This is a genomic window from Brevibacillus dissolubilis, assembly GCF_006170445.1.
GTDB lineage: Bacteria > Bacillota > Bacilli > Brevibacillales > Brevibacillaceae > Brevibacillus_B > Brevibacillus_B dissolubilis.
In genome coordinates, this window is record NZ_VCNA01000009.1 from 38370 (window position 1) to 58939 (window position 20570).

Annotated in this window: 16 protein-coding genes; 2 read left to right on the forward strand and 14 right to left on the reverse strand. The window is 48.5% G+C overall.

The window, feature by feature from the left end; all coding sequences use genetic code 11:
• Positions 1-162 precede the first annotated feature (162 nt).
• From FGI41_RS16980 to pruA, 3 genes are all read right to left on the reverse strand, one after another.
• Positions 163-1860 (reverse strand): sigma-54 interaction domain-containing protein, encoded by a 1698-nt coding sequence (locus tag FGI41_RS16980; RefSeq protein WP_139491540.1) that lies wholly within the window; start codon positions 1858-1860, stop codon positions 163-165.
• A 179-nt stretch (positions 1861-2039) separates the two neighbouring features.
• Positions 2040-3503, reverse strand: a complete 1464-nt coding sequence (putP, locus tag FGI41_RS16985) for a sodium/proline symporter PutP (RefSeq protein WP_139491541.1) — start codon at positions 3501-3503, stop codon at positions 2040-2042.
• Positions 3504-3589: 86 nt separating this feature from the next.
• Positions 3590-5173, reverse strand: a complete 1584-nt coding sequence (gene pruA / locus FGI41_RS16990) for an L-glutamate gamma-semialdehyde dehydrogenase (protein ID WP_438358032.1) — start codon at positions 5171-5173, stop codon at positions 3590-3592.
• A 785-nt stretch (positions 5174-5958) separates the two neighbouring features.
• Between pruA and FGI41_RS17000 the strand changes: the two genes are divergently transcribed.
• The gene (locus FGI41_RS17000) at positions 5959-6996 is read left to right on the forward strand and encodes an ATP-grasp domain-containing protein (protein ID WP_139491543.1); all 1038 of its coding nucleotides are present in this window, start codon (positions 5959-5961) and stop codon (positions 6994-6996) included.
• 65 nt (positions 6997-7061) lie between these two features.
• Here FGI41_RS17000 and FGI41_RS17005 read toward each other — a convergent pair whose 3' ends face one another.
• The 10 genes from FGI41_RS17005 to FGI41_RS17050 form a co-directional block, all read right to left on the reverse strand.
• On the reverse strand, positions 7062-7283 hold the full coding sequence (locus tag FGI41_RS17005) for a helix-turn-helix domain-containing protein (RefSeq protein WP_003334928.1): 222 nt from the start codon (positions 7281-7283) through the stop codon (positions 7062-7064).
• A gap of 208 nt (positions 7284-7491) precedes the next feature.
• On the reverse strand, positions 7492-8424 hold the full coding sequence (locus FGI41_RS17010) for an ABC transporter permease (protein WP_139491544.1): 933 nt from the start codon (positions 8422-8424) through the stop codon (positions 7492-7494).
• Positions 8417-9280 carry an ABC transporter permease subunit gene (locus FGI41_RS17015; RefSeq protein WP_255298516.1) on the reverse strand — a complete coding sequence of 288 codons (864 nt, stop codon included), beginning with the start codon at positions 9278-9280 and terminating at the stop codon, positions 8417-8419. Before FGI41_RS17015 ends, FGI41_RS17010 begins: the two co-directional genes overlap by 8 nt.
• 196 nt (positions 9281-9476) lie before the next feature.
• Positions 9477-9932 carry a chemotaxis protein CheX gene (locus tag FGI41_RS17020; protein ID WP_139491545.1) on the reverse strand — a complete coding sequence of 152 codons (456 nt, stop codon included), beginning with the start codon at positions 9930-9932 and terminating at the stop codon, positions 9477-9479.
• A gap of 44 nt (positions 9933-9976) precedes the next feature.
• On the reverse strand, positions 9977-10402 hold the full coding sequence (locus tag FGI41_RS17025) for a hypothetical protein (RefSeq protein ID WP_139491546.1): 426 nt from the start codon (positions 10400-10402) through the stop codon (positions 9977-9979).
• Between the two features lie 63 nt (positions 10403-10465).
• Positions 10466-14287, reverse strand: a complete 3822-nt coding sequence (locus FGI41_RS17030) for a S8 family serine peptidase (protein ID WP_139491547.1) — start codon at positions 14285-14287, stop codon at positions 10466-10468.
• A gap of 120 nt (positions 14288-14407) precedes the next feature.
• Positions 14408-15031, reverse strand: coding sequence for a BLOC-1 subunit 2 family protein (locus FGI41_RS17035; protein ID WP_139491548.1), 624 nt, complete (start codon positions 15029-15031; stop codon positions 14408-14410).
• Positions 15032-15392: 361 nt separating this feature from the next.
• Positions 15393-16142, reverse strand: coding sequence for a succinate dehydrogenase iron-sulfur subunit (sdhB, locus tag FGI41_RS17040; protein WP_139491549.1), 750 nt, complete (start codon positions 16140-16142; stop codon positions 15393-15395).
• Positions 16143-16144: 2 nt separating this feature from the next.
• Entirely contained in the window at positions 16145-17908 is a 1764-nt protein-coding gene (sdhA, locus tag FGI41_RS17045) for a succinate dehydrogenase flavoprotein subunit (protein ID WP_139491550.1), read from the reverse strand.
• A 23-nt stretch (positions 17909-17931) separates the two neighbouring features.
• Entirely contained in the window at positions 17932-18543 is a 612-nt protein-coding gene (locus tag FGI41_RS17050) for a succinate dehydrogenase cytochrome b558 subunit (RefSeq protein ID WP_139491551.1), read from the reverse strand.
• Between the two features lie 352 nt (positions 18544-18895).
• Between FGI41_RS17050 and FGI41_RS17055 the strand changes: the two genes are divergently transcribed.
• Entirely contained in the window at positions 18896-19366 is a 471-nt protein-coding gene (locus FGI41_RS17055) for a DUF2507 domain-containing protein (protein WP_255298517.1), read from the forward strand.
• Between the two features lie 90 nt (positions 19367-19456).
• Here FGI41_RS17055 and metX read toward each other — a convergent pair whose 3' ends face one another.
• Positions 19457-20521: a homoserine O-acetyltransferase MetX gene (gene metX / locus FGI41_RS17060; RefSeq protein WP_139491552.1), complete on the reverse strand. Its 1065-nt coding sequence runs from the start codon at positions 20519-20521 to the stop codon at positions 19457-19459.
• Between the last annotated feature and the right edge of the window lie 49 nt (positions 20522-20570).

Consider the following 20570-nt stretch of genomic DNA (forward strand, 5'->3'; position numbering starts at 1 on the left):
AACATTCGTATTCGGAAATTCACCGCATAAGTTAGCTCTGTCCATGAGAAACAAAAGGTAAGGGAAGCATTTATATTTCTAATTTCCACCCATTATCGATCATTGGGAACCACTGTGAGCCAAAAGAAAAAAACACACCAAAAACCCGGTGCATTTTTCCCATCAACCCAACCCATATTCCTTTATCTTATTATACAAAGTCCCTCTCGAAATCCCCAGCAAGCTCGCTGCCGCACTCTTATTCCCATACGTTTTCCGCAAAGCCTGCTCGATCTCGACCGCCTCTGTATTTTTCACAACCGTTTTTGGTGTATCCATTTCACTCTTTTTCTCGTCGGTTTGTTTTTCCATCCACTTGTTTTTGATAGGTTCAGGCAAATGCTCACAGGTGATAGACGGCTTGTCGTTGAGGATGATCAACCGCTCAATTGTGTTGCGCAGCTCACGGATATTTCCGGGCCAATCATAATTGATGAGCTGGATCATCGCTTCCGAGTCGATGTCTGGAACCGGCTTTTTATACTTGGAGCCAAATTCCTGAACGAATGTGTCGACCAGTGCTACGATGTCCTCTTTTCTGGAGCGCAGAGGCGGGATGTCGATCGTGATCACAGATAGCTGATAATACAGTTTCTCATTAAAATTCCCTGCCTTGAGGAGAACATCAATCGATTGGGAGGTAGAGGTGATGATTCTGGTAGGAGCGGTGATCTTCTCGGCCCCACCCACCCGGTAGAAACGATGGTCCATTAAGTAGTCTAATAACTTTCCTTGCGTAGAAAGCGGCATTTTATCAATATCTTCAATATACAACGTACCGTCTAAAGCCTGCTCGATTCTGCCGATTTGTAATGTCTGCTGGTCGGATGTGAAGGGGTTCTTTTGAAAACCGAAGAGCTCGATTTCTAAGAGAGCAGACGGAATGACCGAACAGTTCAGGGTGATAAAAGGTCCGTCCGCTTTTGTGCCGCCATAGTGGATGGCTTGAGCCAGCATTTCCTTTCCGGCCCCGGATTCTCCCATGATATGAACCGGAATATCTGCATGCGCGACCTTTTGGGCCATTTTCAAGGCTTCCTGAAATTGAGGGCTTCCACTTACCATGGCCGCGAATGGATTGGACTTCGGAACGAATACCGATGAGTTGGAGTCCAGTTCTTCGTTGAGCCGAATGATATTGGTGATATTGTGCTCGGTCGCCACCCCGCCGATGATGCGATTGTCGATGATAATAGGCGAAGCGTTGATCAGAACGTGTGTATCCTTATTAGGCCGATGATACTGCCCTCTGACAGGGCGTCCTTCATTTAAGATGCGGTGAAGGACAATCGAATCATCGCTAAAGTGGGCACCTATTTTTTTCCCTACTATATATTCTTTACTGATCTTGTACGTCTCTTCCGCTGTTGAATTCCAATAGACAACATTACCGGCTTCGTCTACAGCGGTAACAGAGTCATTGATGGTCTCCGCCAAAGTTTGAAAATAGGCACAAATCTGTCGGTTCGAAATCTCCAGATGGTCGATCCGCTTTTCCGCTGTCAGTATACCGATGAAATCCTTTTCATTTTTGATCAGAACGGGTCTGCGCCAATCCACTTCTGATTGGGCAAGCTGATCAGTGGTGGCGACCGTGGATGGAAGCCACTGAAGCTGTGTCAGCCAATCGATTATCGTTGCAGAGTCGTCACCCAAAGCCATCAGACTGTATTCATAGTCATGAATGATAAAGTATGTTGTACCTGCCACCACAACGACAAATTTATACTCATTCAGTTTCGGTTTGATTTCGGTTAATGATGTATGATCATTTACGATGATAAAGGAGTACTCAAGTTGAGATTGTGTGCTATTGAACATACTAAAATCCTTTCTAGCCTTTTTATCACTTTAACATACATATAACTGAGTTTTCTACCTAATCGCAATCTTTTATGTAAGTTACTAAAATAGGAATACGCTGGAAAAGTAAAAAAGCTGAACCCGTATCAAATACAGGTATCAGCTTTTTTCATCAACAGAGTGTACAGCTTCCTTACTTACGCAGATTGCTTGTACTGATCAAATTCCTTGGAAACTTCTGTATCTGGTGCTGGAGTCAGCAGGCTGACAATCCAGATCGCCGCCAGACCTACGATGAATCCTGGAATGATCTCATACAGACTGCTTACTAATGCCGGAACACTTGCCCAGATGATAACGGTAGCAGCACCACCGATGATTCCGGCCAGAGCGCCCCATTTATTCATCCGTTTCCAGTACAGGCTCAGGAGGATTACCGGGCCAAAAGCAGCACCGAAGCCTGCCCAGGCATATCCAACGAGCGAGAGAATCGTTCCTGTCTTATCAAATGCGATGACGACAGCAATCACGGAGACAATCAATACAGAAAGGCGGCTGACGAGCATCAGTTCTTTATCAGATGCGGATCTGCGGAAGAATGTGCGATAGACATCCTCTGTCAGTGAGCTTGCCGTAACCAGAAGCTGCGAAGAAATCGTACTCATCACGGCTGCCAATAATGCGGCCAGCAGGAAGCCGGTAATTAATGGATGGAACAAAATTTCACTCAGCTTAATAAAGATGGTCTCTGGGTCAGACAAGTCGAGTCCATTCTTGGAATAGTAGGCCAATCCGATGAATCCGGTAAACATAGCACCACCGACAGAAAAGATCATCCAGCCCATCCCGATGCGTGTTGCTTTTTTGATTTCTTTCACAGACGAGATCGCCATAAAGCGGACGATAATATGTGGCTGACCGAAGTAGCCCAAGCCCCACGCCATCAGGGAAATAATGCCCATCACTGTGGTTCCTGTGAAAATATCAAACATTTTCGGATCAATTGCTTTGATCTCATCAAATGCTGGTCCGATGCCCCCCACTTCCATAATGGTGACAACCGGTACAAGAATCAGCGCGATCACCATAATCAGACCTTGTACGAAATCGGTCCAGCTAACCGCCAAAAATCCACCAAACAACGTATAACCAATAACTACCGCTGCGATAATCCAAAGTCCTACCTGGTAATCGAGATTAAAGGTTGTCTCAAAAAGAACCCCACCTGATACCATCCCAGAAGATACATAGAAGGTAAAGAAAATAATAATGACAAGTCCAGAGGTCAAACGCAAGATAGAAGATTTATCACCAAAGCGATTCTCCAGGAAAGCCGGGATCGTCATCGAGTTGTTGGCGATCTCCGTATAGGTTCTAAGTCTCGGAGCCACATAAAGCCAGTTGAGATAGGCACCAATGGTTAAGCCAATCGCAATCCATGATGCACTCAAGCCCTGCGTATACATCGCACCGGGCAGACCCATAAGCAGCCATCCACTCATGTCAGATGCACCAGCACTCAGTGCGGTAACAGCTGCTCCAAGCCCCCTGCCTCCCAACATGTAGTCGGACAGATTGGACGTACGCTTGTAAGCGAAATAACCGATGAACAGCATACCAACCATGTAAATACCGATAGAAATTAGGATCTGTGTGTTCAAATGAATCCCCCATTCTCAGAACAATGTTCATTAAGCTTACTATATTTATTAGGGAAATGTCCCACGTAAGAGGCCACTTCCTTTATTTACTTGTAAACAATTTTTCTAGATTTCAATTTAGCTTGAGTAAATAAAAGCAGATAGTCGTATCCACCAGCTTTTGAATCTGTACCGGACATATTAAAGCCGCCAAACGGATGTGCTCCCACTAAGGCACCTGTACATTTTTTGTTGATATAAAGGTTGCCGCAGTGCATATGTTCGAGCGCATAAGCGATGCGTTCTTCATCCTGTGAATGATAGGCACCGGTCAATCCATAATCGGTATCATTATAGATATCGATGGCTTCCTGCCAGTCAGTTGCTTTCGCGAGCGCGAGCACAGGCCCAAAAATCTCCTCCTGCATGATGCGTGCTTTTGGTGCCACATCCGCAAATACGGTTGGTTCAATATAGAAGCCATTCCCACTTGCTCTTGAACCGCCTGTCAGCAGTCTGCCTTCTGTCTTGCCGATTTCGATATAACTCATGATCTTATCAACAGACCTCTGATCGATCACCGGACCGATTGGATGGTTCTCCTCAGGCAAACCAACCGCTAACTGTTTGGTTAAGTTGGTTACCTTTTCAACTACTTGGTCATACACCGATTCGACAATGATCGCTCTGGAGCCGGCAGAACATTTTTGCCCCTGGAAACCAAAGGCTGACGCTACGATTGCCCCGGCTGCTGCATCCAAATCAGCTGTCTCATCAACAACAATGCCGTCCTTACCGCCCATCTCGGCGATGACACGTTTTAACCATAATTGGCCTGGTTGAACCTTTGAAGCTCTTTCATAGATTCGACATCCCACCGCGCGTGAACCTGTGAATGAGATAAAACGGGTCTGTGGGTGTTCAACCAAATACTCACCCACTTCGATACCGTCTCCAGGCATAAAGTTGAGGACACCCGCAGGAAGACCAACCTCGTCCATCAATTCAACGAATTTGGCTGCAATCACAGGGGTTGCATCAGCCGGTTTCAACACGACGGTATTACCTGATACAATCGCGGCTACGGTTGTCCCGGCCATTATTGCCAACGGGAAGTTAAACGGAGAAATGACAATTCCTACACCAAGGGGGATATACGTAATATGATTCTCTTCCCCTTCGATTTTGGTAAGCGGCTGATGAAGGCTTGTCTCGCTGAGGCGGATCATTTCTCTTGCATAGAACTCGAGAAAATCAATCGCCTCGGCTGTATCCGCATCTGCTTCCGCCCAGTTTTTACCTGATTCATAGATCAGATAAGCAGAAAACTCGTGCTTGCGCTGTCTCATGAGATCTGCTGCTTTGAATAAATATGCAGCACGCTCTGCAGGAGGCACCTTTTTCCATGTTTCAAATGTTTTCAAAGCTTCTTGCATCGCTTTTTCTGCTAACTCTTTCGATCCTTTACTGACAGAACCGATGACCTCATCTACATTTCCCGGATTGATGGAAATGGTCTGCTCTTCAGTAAACAGCTTTTCATCACCGATCACGAGCGGATACGTCTTGCCCAGCTCCTGTTTTACTTTTGACAGAGCGGCATACATCGCTTGCTTATTCTCTTCCAGAGAGAAATTCGTGAAGGGTTCGTTTTGAAATGGGGTTTGCTGAATTAGAGTTGTCAAAATTATCCGACTCCTATTGATGTAAATTTTTTATTCCATCTGTTTCTAAAAGCTGTTTCCGTACGAACCCTTGACTGGTTGTGAGGTATTGTTCGTTGTTCGTAAGCGACTGAACACTCCCTCAGAATCCTTGTTAACGTATACATTGTTGTTCGTTGTTTAATCCCTTTACTTAATTTTATATTATTTTATACAAAAGTGTCTATATATTTTTTACATTAGCAACATTGTCAATTTAATACCATTGACATGCACGGTTTCTTACCTGTTTTGAACAAGTTTGTATGATTGATTGACACTTTTTTATCGGTCAACTGCTGTCTGTGACCGTCCTTTCACGCCGAGCTTCTGCATGACGTTGCTGATGCGCACCCTTGGCAAACCATTGAGGCAGTACGATTCCCTTGATTCTGTCGCGATTTGTCTAGAAAAGTGCAGTAGATCCAGTTCTACGAACATTGGTTAACGGTCAATCTGAACATTCAAAGCCTTTGCTCAAAAGGTTGAAGATTTTCAAGCTACCTGTTATCCTAAATATATCAAAAGTCCTACGACTCGAAACTCACTATCGTAAAAAACGTGTACCAATTCCCAACCAAGGCAGACTCCGAAGGTAAAGACAATCGCGTTGAGGGTGTAATGAAGTGCCGAGGTTGTAAGCCACCTCGTTGCTCAAAGAAAAAATCAAAGCTAACGAAATCAAGCTCGGCATCGCACAAACGTAAATTACCGATACAACAAAGCCAGCCTAAAAAACTGGCTTTTTGCTATTTATACGACGGAGGTTAAACATGATTATTACAGATATGAAGTACGTAACTAGAGTAGTGAAGGAAGCGATTGAGATTGACACGTCAGACAAATGCATCGTAACTTCCGAAGCTTACATCAAAGAACTTAGCAAAAAGTACCCGAAATCGTACAGGGATGCCCTTACGCTAAAGAACAAAGGTGTTGTGCGCGAGATCATCTCGAAGTCGTACCCTACCCTTCAATTCCTAGTAGGAACAAAAGATCAACTATTAAGTTCAGACCTCGGCTCACTAGCGTATCCTGTGATCCTAAAACCTAACATGGGTTATGGTAGCTTAGGAGTAAACGGAGCTGATTCAGAAACCGAACTAAGAGCACTCATCTCTATAGTAGGCTCTGGAGAGGTTTATGCAGAGGACGTAGTGTCAAGGTCCACACTTCTAATCGAAACACGAATCGAAGGTGAGGAATTCGCGGCAGACGCTTACTTCGACAGTTACGGGACTCCGGTCATCCTGAACATCTATAAAAGATCGTTTTTATCTTCCAATGACGTGTCAGACCGAATCTACTTATCCTCGTCTGACTTGGTTATGGAGAAGATTCATGAAGCAACTAAAGTGATGAACAGCTTGGCTCCTCTCGATCTCAGGGATTTCCCTGTTCATTTCGAATGGAGAACATGCTCAAGAACAGGTGAACCTGTTCCGATTGAATTTAACCCGATCCGATTCGCTGGCTCCTTCACGTCTGATCTTACCTACTACGCGTACGGGTTTAACCCATATGTCATGTTCATCCGAGGTGAAACACCCAATTGGAGCGAAATTCACGCCTCTCACTCTGGCAGGAAGTACGGGTTCTTCTGCGCAGAGGGAACGTTCAGTGCCGTGGACTGGAACGGTTTATTCAGTAACTTTCCGAGAATGTTGAATTACTACAAGTCTAATGAGTACGATCCGCAGTTGTTCGGTGTAGTCTTCTTCGAGTACTTCAAAGAGGAGGACGTAGATCATCTCCTCAGACTCGACTTATCAAAATTTAATCGGAGTGGTCAACTCGTTACAATAGGATGACGCAAAAAAATACCTCCCCTCACTTCCATACACGGAAGTCGGGGAGGCTGTTTGATAAGTACGTCTCAAATCTTCAGTTCTCCAAGTCGAACAAGTTCAACTACTGCCTGTGACCGTCCTTTCACGCCGAGCTTCTGCATTACGTTGCTGATGTGATTTCGGACTGTTTTCTCGCTGATGAAGAGTTGTCCTGCTATCTCTTTCGTTGTCTTATCCTGAACTAGGAGTTCAAATACTTCTCTTTCACGATTGGTCAACAGTGGTTTACTCTGATCGCTACTCTTCAATCGTGCCACCCCTCCTTGTGGGCTCTACAGGAACAAGGTTGAGGGATTGTTACAGTCACCTTATCCTATGTGGGGTGGGTGGTGATGGTGCCGAAGGTAAAGGGTATTTAGGCTTTTGCCTTATTACTCTATGTCAAAATTGGGCGGGTGGTTCCTCTGCAACCGCAGATTTTCCGTCAAAAATTCCGCCAGCACGTGCCACATCCCTTTAGACAAACGGCTTACGCTCATACGTCATCTGATAACGCGCCTGTAGTCCTTTTGACATGAGCGTAAAGCCTGCGACGGCGATGATGAATGCGGTAAGCGGGGCGAAAAAGACCCAGACCTTGTATTGGATGAAGCCGCGGGATTGGCCGATCAGGCCGGCCCATTCGTGTGTCATCGAGTGGTACAAATCCGGCGAGAAGGTCTGTAGAGTGCCACCGACGAACAGGTTGAAGATGCCGAGCTGACCCATCAGCGACATGACCGTGATGATCTCCATGACGAAGACGATCATCAGCTGCTCCTTCAGCTGCGGGAAGACGTGTCGTACGATGATATGCTCGCGGCCCGCTCCGAGCGATTCTGCTGCGGTAACGAATGGCATCTCCTTGATCTGCTCTGTCTTTTGCCGTACTGACGACACTGCACTTGGGATGCCCAGTATCGTGACGACGGCGATGAAAAAGAGCGTCAATTCCGTCTCCGACAAGGGCGAGTTGATATTGACCCGCACCAATAGGAAGTAGACAGGCAGTATTACCGGCATGTAGCTCCAAGCATTCTCAATGGAGATCCACCAGTTCTGCCTGCGCTCCGCCATCCCGATGTACAAGCCGATGATGGTCCCGAGCACAACACGCAGCAACGCGATGATCGCAGTTGTGAACAGGGTATATCTGGCGCCATATAATAACAGCGTCAAGAGATCATAGCCCCATTTGTCCGTCCCAAGCAAATGCTCAGCTGACGGGGGAAGCGGTGGGGAGACGATGACATCTTTGCCGTCGACGACCGTGCTGTGCACCTTGACCTGATCCTTCACGCCATACGGAGCCATCGAAGGCCCCAGCAAAGCGACCATGACCAACACGAAGACAATGACACTGCCAATCCAAAAGCTAACCGGAAAACGGCCTCTGCTCACACTACTCATAGATAAAACCTCGCTCGAACAAGTATAGGATGCCGCGGATTAAGCCATAAATCAAGACGGAGAGCAACAACAAAACACCCAGCCCAATTGCCGCCGTGGCGAAGGCATAATCCCCGAAAATAAAGCGGGTAATCCCCGACACATTGAGCAGATACTCGACAACGAACAGATTGGCGATGGTGATGGCAATCGCTTTTTTCAAGTCAGCGACCAAAAACGGCTTGATGTTCTTATAGACGTGATGAAGCTGGATATGGCGGATCGCCAGCCCCTTGGCCAAGGCTGTCCGGATATAATCCTCTCCCCCCACCTGGTAGTACTTGAGATCTACCATTTTGAGCAGGAAAATCGTCGGCCCAATCGACAGCACCACAATAGGGAACCAAAGCCTAAGCCCCCCCTCTGCAAACGGAGAAAGCGTGATCAGACGAATATCTGTCATCTGGTAAAACGCAATCGCTCCCACAAGGAAGAACATGATCATAATGAAGTCAGGAATCGTGGACAAAAAATCCAGTACCCGCTTCACTCCCCGAGACAGTCGGTTGTGATGCAGGAACAGACCAAACACTATACTGCTGATAACCGCGATCAGGAGGCTCGATAAAAGAAGAATAAACGATTGCTCGGTAAACGATACGAGGTCATCGGCAATGCTGCGCTCCGTTCTCCCGATCCAATATGTGCCCAGCGTGCCTTGCGAAAGATCGGTGAGCAGGTCTGCGGACTGGATCACCAATACCTCTGGACGGAAAACCACGTCCCGCTCGTCATCAATTCCAAACATGATGGGCAGCCCCGACACCAGCAGAATCAGCAGGAAAACACCTATGATCTGCATCAAATATTTAAACAATTCGAACACCTCCTACTATTCAAAAATCTTACAATAACTTTTTTTGTCACGCTATACAAATGCACTTTTTTTATTCTTTTTTATATATCCTTACAAAGTCATAAGTTCTGTCATACCTGTTTCCCCAAAACAAAAAACCTTCTGAATGTCAGCAAATCGACACCAGAAGGTCGTTTTCGATTCTTCTTTTCATCACTTACAGAACCAACACTTGAATTTCAAGTTTGCCCAGATCGCCGATTTCAAGCGGAACAGTCAGGGCTTTGCCTTCGGCTTTGAAGTGTTCGATATCCTCTACCAGCTGTGGTGGCGTGATATCGATGGCTACGCCTTGATTGAAAAGCAGGGTACTTGCATTCCCTGAAATCATATTGCCCAGTTCCGAGATCGCACTTTTTCCGATTTCATCCATCTCAGCAATGGGGAAACCTCCCATCATGGCAGAGACAATACGCAGAGCTACCTCTTTATGCAGACCGAATACGATATCGCCTTGTAATTGACCGGTCATACCAATTTTGATCCAAATATGTTCATCGTAAAACTTCACGTCTTTAATCGACAACTCTCCACGTGTAGGGGAAACATTGCATACCTGTGAGATGACGAGGGAAGCTGACTCTAGAAACGGATTGATATATTGAGCTTTCATAGGTTAACAAATCCTTTCAAGGCTAATTTACCCTACCTTCATAATTATAGTGTCGAAAGTTGTATCATACAAGACTTTTTCACTATTTGGGAAGACTTTACCAAAAAGATAGGGATGTTACCAAATAATGTTCGTAGTTGTAGATCATTAGAAGTCAAATAGATGGCAACGGCCTCGTTCAAATCTAAAATGGGAACTCCGACTTCGTGCTTGCTCAGCTGCCACAGCGGGTCTGACAGGCGGGAAAAAGCAAAGACCGTATCTCCAAAATGTAAGCATTCCACCACACAGCGGACTCGCGGATAATCTGGACTTTCTTCTAATAAATGGATCGGTTCGCAACCGAACTTTTCGATGAGGTGTTGTCTGTCTTGAAGTTGCTCTTTGTCCTTTTTTGAGACGCTTCGACGGGGTGATAAGATCGGATAGTGTTGATATACATATTCCTTTTTTATGCCATGATAAAACATGTTTTTGCACCTCCATAGAGAAAAGGGGAGACGCCTGCTTCACGTATCCCCTACTCCCTGTTTTTACTTATTTTTATCCGTTGGTGACTGCTTGGATCGTTTCCCGACTACGGCTGTCTGTGCTTTGGCTTCGCGGCCGAGTGGGTCGGTGGCGACGACGGTCAGGGTTTCTTTGCCTTCCTTGAGGGCGGGCAGGTCGAGCTGGAATTCTCCCCGCTCGTTAAAATCCGCCTGGAGACGCTGATCGCCGTAGTAGAAATGCAACCGGGTCGGTGTCTGCGCGACGACCCGCCCACGGATCACGAGTCCGTCACCAATGACACCTTCGTAGGCAGCGTGACCGAAGCCGACAGATGGCTGTGGAATCGGTTTGGCGGTGTAGCTGAGGCGCTGTTCGCCGTATTGGAGGACCAGTGTGCCTGCATGGGTATCGACATAGGCGTTGACCGTGATGAAGGCCAGATTGCCTGCTTCATCGATTCCTTCTACCAGGACTTTGTTTTCGCCGTGGTTGAGCAGGACATGCTTGGTAAAGCTTTTCTCCACCATTTTTTCGATCTGGTCTTCTTCCCAGCTCTGGATGATCTCGCCGTTGACGCGCAGCTGGCCTTTGAAGTTGGCGTCACGGTAACTGATCTCGATCGGCATCCACATTTTCTCGGTGCCGGTGTCGTAGAAGGCTTCTTCTGTGCCATCGTTGACCACCATAACTTGTGGAGCGGTCGAGTCGATGATGATGCGCTGGGTGAACTGGCGGTTGTTGCCGAAGACATCTGTGGCGCTGTAGGTCACGTAGTTAAGCCCCTCTGGCAGCGAGAGCAGCGTGGAGAAAGCGCCGTCTGCTTCGACCGGCACAGTGTGGTTGTTGATCACGAGTGTGACGCGGTCGAGCATGTCTTCCCCAGCGATTTTCCCGCTGATCGCTACATGCGGCTGTTTGTTCACCAGGATCTGCTCGAAGATATCATTGGGGAACTCTACGAATGGCGGTGTGGTGTCGCTTTTGCCGTTGACTTGGGCCATCGTGATGTTGCCGGCGTAGTCATAGGCGACCACTGTGATCTTTTTGTTAGGCTGATTGACGACGGTCATATGGGATGCAGACGAGTATGGGCCGCCTGTCTTTTTGCCGTCCACATAGACGAGGTAGCCTTGGACATCCTTGTCACGGCTGCTCCAGTTGACCCGGTTGCCGCTAAGGGATGCTGATAGGCTCGGTGCTTTGCGGTCTACGCGGATGGGCAGGGTCATGCTTTGCCAGTTGGCGTGGCGTCCGTCGATTTTGGCCTTGATGACGAATTGATAGGCTCCATCGGCTACAGGCTCGTAGGTTCCTTTATCAGGATTATAGGCTTTGCCGTCCCAGCCCCACTCTTCCCGTTCGGTGTAGTAATAGGGGATGCCCAGCTTGGACTGATCGAACTTGGAGACCTTTTGATCCTGAACCAGGGAATGAATCAGCTTGCCGGATTGATCCACGATATCGATCGACACCTGCTTGGCATTGCGCAGGAAGGTGATCGACGGTGCGGCCGTGTCATAGTGACCGTCTCCATTGGGTGAAAAAGCGATGTGGCTTGGGTCGATCATCACATTGCCATGCTCATCGATTCCGTTGACGCCGAGGTAATCGCGGAATTTCCATTTGTCGTTTTCTTTGTCGTGATACCAGGTGGTTTTGACTCCTGTCAGTTTTTCTTGGCTGGAATCCTCCCACATCGGTGCATCCATCACGCGAGGGGCGTTCCAGTCACCGTAGAAGCCATAGTAGGGGACGCGGAGCTTCGGAACGTCCGCTTTTTCCGGGGTCAGGGCGATGAAGCCTTCCGCAAAAATATTATTATCAGCTTGCTCTGGAATCGTCAGAGTTACCTTCACCTCTTGCCGCTCGCCCGGCTTCACCGTCACTTGTGCCTTAGAAAAGCTGAGCTTGGCTCCTTGCAGGGGTACATCGGTCAGCATGTTTTGCCCGTTATGCTGCAGGTCGGTCAGGACGCCGAATTCATCTTGGAGAGTGTAGGTGATCGGGCTTTTGCCGAACTTGTTCTCTACAAAAAGCGAGAAGCTGGTGGTCTTCCCTACTTGTCCGAGCGAGATACCTGCTTTGCCTTTGGCATCGGTGACAACGACTGGGGTCTTGGCGGCGCGGACGAGCTGTATCATGCCTGCCCCTTGGACACGCGGGGAGTATGGGTATGCTTTTTCCTCGCTGCCTTTGGAGATGGCGGCTACATCGCGTGGATCGAAGATCGGTTCGGCGGTGTTCATGGTGGCTGCTTTGAGTGTCTCGACCAGTGGACGGCCCGTGAGATTGCGGCCTTGTTTGATATAGTACTGCTTTAGGAGTGCCATGCCGCCTGCGACGTGCGGGGTCGCCATGGATGTACCGCTTTTGACACCATAATCGTCATCATAGACGGTGGAGAGAATCCCGCCACCCGGTGCAGTGATCTCTGGCTTGAATTGCAGGTCAGGAGTAGGCCCCCATGAAGTGAATCCGGAGATGGTGCCGCCATTAGGATAGGGCAGTGGGTTTTGCGCATAATGACCGTCGAAGGTGACGGTGACGTTTTTGCCTTTTTTCAAGCGGGAGGCGATCTGTTCTCCGGTCTGCTTGAGGATGGCTACAGCGGGGATGTTCTTCATCTCCTGGCCGCTCATGATCAGCGGACCGTTGGTGTTGTTGTAGATGATTGCACCGACTGCTCCTGCCTGCTTGGCGAGGCGGAGCTTTTCGTCAAACGAAATGTCTCCGCGCTCAATCAGCACGACTTTATCCTTGACATTGATATTGTAGTCTTCTTTTTTTCCTTTGCCCACATAGACGAGTGAATAGGTCTTGGTGAGGGCTTGAGCAGGATCTATAGCGTCTCCTTGGGACTGGTGGGAAGTGAGATAGACGGCACGATCCAACCCGCTCACGCCTGTGACTGCAAAGCTCATTCCAGCAAGGGTGGTCGCATTAGCCGAAGCTACGCTGAATGCATCTGGGGAGATTCCAGGGGAGCCGACCATGGAGTAGTCTGGGTTCTCTGTCTTCACCTTTTCACTGCCGAAGTAAGCATCGTTCCCTGCTGCGGCCACGACGATCACTCCGTTGTCCACCGCGCGTTTGATCGCGTATTGCTCGGTGTTGGTGTCATCGACATAGCCTGCAGACGAACCAAGGCTCAGGTTGATGACGTCCGCTTTTTTGGTGACGGAATCGGTGATGGCAAAGAGAATTGATTCACTTAATCCCGACATCTCTCCTTGGTAATTGGAGAAGACCTTTTCACTTAAAAGCTGTGCCTCTGGCGCCACCCCTTTGATCTTGCCGTTGGCAGCGACAATCCCGGCGACATGAACACCGTGCTGGGATTCACCTACGTCCTTGGTGATTTTGTTGCGGTCAGCCCAGTTATAGCCGGGGATGACTTTTTTGGGGGAGCCGGATTTGGCCTGGGCTGCCCGTTTATCGCGCGGTGGCTGAAAATCGGGATGCTGCGGATTCACCCCTGTATCGATGATCGAGACCAGCATCCCCTCTCCTTTAACCCCCAGCTCTTGCCATGCTTTAGCGGCTTGGATCATATCCAGTGTGGAGGTAGGTGCGATCTTTACCTGCTCGTCTAAAATGACATGATCGACCTTGTCCCATTCGTTGGCTTGGATCAGACTGTTCAAAGGTCGGGCTGCGGTATTCGGACGGATGTCTTGGAGTACCTGTGTTAGAGTCAACGGGTCAGCCTGCTGGATTTCCGTCTGTTTCGTTGGGTTTGGGTATGGATGGTTTAATGATGTATCGGCTGTTGTTCCTGCCGTCTGCGACGCACTGACGTGGCTCATGGACGGCATCAGCACTAAGGATGATGCCAGTCCGATGCTTAGAACCTGTTTTTTCATGTTCAGCCCCCTCCTGATGTAAGCAATCGCTCTTCCATTTCTTAAAGTTTTCCATAGGGAGGGCTTGGATATGCACAAATTGGATGAAAGAAAATAACAGCCTGCAAAATGAGTGCAGGATTATTGAGCGGCTCTGCGTTTGTTGACTTCCAATTCGACATCGGCAATGCGCCGATTGATGAAGCGCACGTCTTCATGCATGTTATGAACCTTAGCTAGAATCTTCTCATCGCTGTCAATGCATGACACCTGATGTCTATGAATGGAGTCATGCAGCTGTTCAAACTTGAAGTTCATCTCCGCCCGAAGCGTTGCGACCTGTGTCTCCATACTGTTCATGCGGAGTTCCAAGCGGTCTGTTTGCGATTGCAGACTGTTGACTTGAGATTGCAGACTGTTGACTTGAGCTTCAAGGCTGTTGACTTTGGCTTCGAGTCTGTCGACTTTAGCCTCGATTCTGTTGACTTTGGCTTCGAGGCTGTTGACTTTGGCTTCGAGACTGTGGACTTTAGCCTCGATTCTGTTGACTTGGGATTGGAGATTAGCCATTTGCGCTTCGAGGTTGTCTATTCTGGCTTCTAAACCATCCATCCTCTTTTCCAAACCGTCTACCTTCGTCTCTACCCTTTCCAGCCTTGCATCCAGCCGTTCCAAACTTTCATGAATCGGCTTCAATTCCTCCTGCAAAATCCCCCGAAACACCTGCACCCAATCGCTATTGAAATCCTTTCTCAAAACACTCATCCACTCACCCTCTTCAATGTTCTGCTTACTTCGCCTCTATCTTACACCCTGTTAAGATTTTTTCGCCGAATACATGTTCCTAAATTTTATTCGTTATTACATAACTTTTTTATATATGTTGATCAATCTGGTATCTAGCGGTTACTTTATTAGATCGGCTCTTTTTTATATAATCATGGATTTTCCACCGAGAGCGAGAGGATGATCTGTTTGTAAGGAGACCGGCAGAACGTAGTGAGGGAAAGGCGACTGGAAAACAGATCATCCTCTCGCTCTCCGCTGGAGAGCCCACTATAAATAAAAAAAGCCGCCGTACTTATTCGTACGACGACCTTTTTCCTAAAACATATATCACGAACGATTAAGAGAAGAAGAAACGCTTCACAGCATGTTTCGTAGTCTCTTTGTTCATGTGAGCGATGGAAGTAGTGAGCGGGATGCCTTTCGGGCAGGATTGTACACAGTTTTGGGAGTTACCGCAATTTGTGATACCGCCTTCGCCCATGAGAGCTTCCAGACGCTCGTGTTTGTTCATGTTACCAGTTGGATGCTCGTTGAACAGGCGAACCTGGGAGATCGCAAATGGACCGATGAATGGAGATTTTTCGTTTACGTTCGGGCAAGCTTCCAGACATACACCACACGTCATGCATTTGGAAAGCTCGTAAGCCCATTGACGTTCAACCTCTGGCATACGTGGACCAGGGCCAAGATCGTGGGTACCGTCGATTGGAATCCATGCTTTGACGCGTTTGAGTGCATCGAACATACGGCTACGGTCGATGGACAGGTCGCGTTGCACAGGGAAGGTGCTCATAGGAGCGATACGGATCGGTTGCTCGAGCTTGTCAACGAGTGCCGTACAAGCTTGGCGTGGCTTGCCGTTGATGACCATGGAACAAGCACCGCAGACCTCTTCCAAACAGTTGGATTCCCAGATAACCGGTTTGGTCTTCTGACCTTGGGAGTTGACTGGGTTACGTTGGATTTCCATCAAGCAGGAAATCACGTTCATACCCGGACGGTAAGGAATGGTAAATTCCTCTTTATATGGAGTAGACTCAGGAGTATCCTGACGGGTGATGACAAGAGAGATGGTTTTTTCAGCCATGGTTAATTGCCTCCCTTCTTATTCTGAGAGTAGTCGCGTTTACGTGGCTTAATGAGAGAAACGTCGATATCTTCATAAGAAATATCAGGAGCAGTAGTAGCCGCATTGTATTTCGCCATGGTGGTCTTCATGAAGTTCTCGTCGTCGCGCTCTGGGAAGTCTGGTTTGTAGTGAGCACCACGGGACTCGTCACGCTTGAGTGCACCAAGGGTCACGACGCGGGAGAGAACAAGCATGTTCCACAGATGACGGGTGAAGGAAGCACCAGCGTTGCTCCAACGTTGTGTATCGTGGATGTTGATTTTTTTCCAACGGTCCATGAGCTCAACGATTTTGTCGTCTGTTTTTTGCAGACGGTCGTTGTAACGTACAACCGTTACGTTGTCAGTCATCCATTCACCAAGCTCGCGGTGGATGACATATGCGTTTTCGGTACCATCCATTTTGAGGATGCTGTCGTACTTGTCTTGCTCTTTCTTGGTGAAGGAATCGAAGAGAGAGCTGGACAGATCGCTGGAGGACTTCTCCAAACCGTTGATATATTCGAGTGCTTTCGGACCTGCAACCATACCGCCGTAGATCGCAGAAAGCAGAGAGTTCGCACCAAGACGGTTTGCACCGTGTTGAGAATAGTCACACTCACCAGCTGCGAAGAGACCTGGGATGTTGGTCATTTGGTTGTAGTCTACCCACATACCGCCCATGGAGTAGTGAACCGCTGGGAAAATACGCATTGGAACTTTGCGCGGGTCTTCCCCAACGAACTTCTCATAGATTTCAATGATCCCGCCGAGTTTAACGTCGAGTTCTTTCGGATCTTTATGAGAGAGATCCAAATATACCATGTTCTCACCGTTGATCCCAAGCTTCAAATCTACGCAGACATGGAAAATTTCGCGGGTTGCAATATCGCGCGGAACGAGGTTACCGTACGCAGGATATTTGTCTTCGAGGAAGTACCAAGGCTTACCGTCGCGGTAGGTCCATACACGGCCACCTTCACCACGCGCAGACTCAGACATGAGACGCAGCTTGTCATCGCCTGGGATTGCGGTTGGGTGGATCTGGATGAACTCACCGTTTGCATAGGTAACGCCTTGTTGGTAAGCAGCGGAAGCAGCCGTACCGGTGTTGATGATGGAGTTGGTCGATTTACCGAAGATGATACCAGGACCACCTGTTGCAAGGATAACCGCGTCAGCAGCGAAGGATTTGATCTCGCCGGAACGCATGTTTTGTGCAGTGATACCGCGGCATACGTTGGAATCGTCGAGAACAGCACCGAGGAAGTCCCAGTATTCATATTTGGTTACGAGACCTTCTGCTTCAAAACGACGAACTTGCTCGTCGAGTGCATACAGAAGCTGTTGACCGGTAGTTGCACCAGCGAACGCTGTGCGGTGATGCTTGGTTCCCCCGAAACGGCGGAAGTCCAACAGACCCTCTGGCGTACGGTTGAACATAACGCCCATACGGTCCAGCATGTAGATGATACCAGGTGCGGCATCACACATTGCTTTTACAGGTGGTTGGTTCGCGAGGAAGTCACCGCCATAGATTGTATCGTCAAAGTGTTCCCAAGTAGAGTCGCCTTCCCCTTTGGTATTCACCGCACCATTGATACCGCCCTGAGCACAAACGGAGTGAGAGCGTTTTACAGGTACGAGGGAGAAGAGTTCTACCGGTACGCCTTTTTCAGCCGCTTTGATGGTTGCCATGAGACCGGCCAGGCCACCACCGACAACGATTAATTTACCTTTTGCCATGTTTTGTTTCCCCCTATCCTAGATTATGCGAATGCGAGAGCCGCACGTACACCGATGACGGACAGAACCACGAAGATTCCCACTGTCAGGTACGTAGCGAGGCGTTGAGAGCGAGGACCCACTGTGATACCCCAGTGAACGAGGAATGACCAGATCCCGTTGGACAAGTGGAAAACGGTGGACAGAACACCGAGGATGTAGAAGCCGAGCATCGCTGGGTTGCTGAGGATTTCGTGCATCATCTCATAACCGACTTCCGCGCCGAGTGCTGCTTGAATGCGAGTCTCGTAAACGTGCCAAGCAACGAAGATCAAGGTGATTACACCTGTGATACGTTGCAAGAGGAACATCCAGTTACGGAAATAACCATAGTTATTTACGTTCTGTTTTCCAAGGAATGCGAGATAAAGTCCGTATACCGCGTGGAAAAGAAGTGGAATGTAGATAAAACCGAACTCAAGGAAAATAAGGAATGGCGTGCTTTCGATCATTTCGACAACAGAATTGTACGCTTCAGGTCCTTGTGTTGCCTGATGGTTTGCCGCTAAGTGGAAGATCACGAACAAACCGATTGGGAACAAGCCCAATAGTGTGTGAAGCTTGTGATACAAAAATTGTTTCGTTGATGCTGCCATGCATGGGTCCCCCCTTCAGTAATCTTGTAACTTGTGTTTCCCTGTCCTTCCATATCCTATCCCAATCGGAAAAAGGTTACACACATTCCAAGGATACGCTTTCACAAAAAACCTAGTGTTCATAGCGCTTCCCGGGCCGTGCGAATCATGTCGGAATATAGAAGAAAAGTTGTACATTATGTGACCAAAATTTATTGTACTCCTGTCAGGATAGAGCGTCAAGACATGGATAGACTTAATCCATCGTTAGATTAAACATAGTGGGTCACCCCAAATTACGATGATCAGGCATTTCTACTCTTCTTCTCTCATATTCTAGTAAAAATGCGGTTCAAAGAAAGGGAGATAGCCGATGCCGATGGGAGAGAAGACAGACCAGCTGATCAACCTGATTCCAGCCCAGCTGCGTGGTACGATGGAGCAGATGAATATGCCCTATACCGGATATTACTTTTTGCGGGAGACGCTCTCCACCACCATGCTCGGTGAGAGTGAGGCCCCGATTCTCTATTGGATGGGAAAAGATATCGGAGGCAAAATTCCGATCGACTCACCTGAGGATTTGATTCTGCCGTTCATGCGCCTGGGACTTGGCAAATTAGAAGTCGCGGATCAGTCCAAGCAGGAGATTGCGTTTACACTGGATCACTCCCTCTTCGCCCAGCTTCCACAGGATCGTTTACCCAAGATGCTTTCGCTTGAAACGGGAATCATCACCGGAGCCATCAGCCAATGGCTTGGACAGCAGGCGGACGGACAGCTGGAAATCCATCAGAATCAGACCCTCAAAACGTTACAGGCGCATATCCGGGTAGTCTTATAATCTGAGCCTGCCTAGGTGTCTTTGCCTGCATGCGAATAAGCCGACATCCCTGTGTCGGCTTTTTTGCTGCTCACTTGGCCGCTGTAGCTGTTATTTAAAATAGGGTGCGATAATCTTCCCCATTTTCTGAAACTCTACCAGAAAGCCGTCATGACCGTATTTGGAATCGATCTGGTAGTAGTCTACCTCTACCCCGTGTGATCTCATCAGCTGGGCCATCTCCTCTTGATGCTCCAGCGGGTACAGCAGGTCATTGGTGATCCCAATACAGACTACCTTGGCGCGTACGCGTGACAAAGCCTGCTCGATCCCACCGCGTCCACGGCCGATGTCATGCGTATCCATCGCTTTGAGCAGATAGAGATAGCTGTTGGCGTCGAAGCGCTCCACCAGCTTCTCCCCTTGATAGCGCAGATAGCTCTCAATCTGAAAGGTCGTCTCAAACAGATGTCCGCTGTTGTTCTCTGCATACAGACTGCGCCCGAAGCGCTCCTCAAACAGCTCTGCCGTCCGGTAGGTGACCATCCCAAGCATCCGTGCAACAGACAAGCCCTTCTTCGGCCCTGGTCCCGGATAGTAATGCCCTCCCTGCCAGTCTGGGTCGCTCGTAATCGCCTGTCTGCCGATATCGTTGTAGGCAATCGAGATCGCCGACAGGCGGGAACAGGTAGCAAGCGGCATAGCCAGTTGCATTATGTCAGGATACTCAACAGCCCATTCGTACACCTGCATGCCCCCCATGGAGCCGCCAATCACCGCATACAGCCGCTTAACGCCCAGTGCTTCCACCAGCCTGCGCTGGGCACGCACCATGTCACGTACTGTCACGACCGGAAAAGAAGCGCCATACGGCTCCCCTGTCGCCGGATTGATGCTCGCAGGCCCTGTAGAGCCATAACAGCCTCCCAGCACGTTGCTGCAAATGATAAAATATTCACTTGTATCAATCGGCATGCCGGGGCCAATCAAACCCTCCCACCAGCCTGCTTTTTGTTCGTCTCCGACCGCATAAGCATCACCAGTCAGCGCGTGACAGACAAAGATGGCGTTATTTTTTTCCTCATCATAGGTGCCGTATGTAGCATAGGCGATTTCGATTTCTCTCAACACTTCTCCTGATTCCAGTTCGAGATCACCAATGATTACCTTTTCCACTTGTCTCCCTCCACATCCCAATGTAAAAAACCCCTCTTCCGTCAAGACA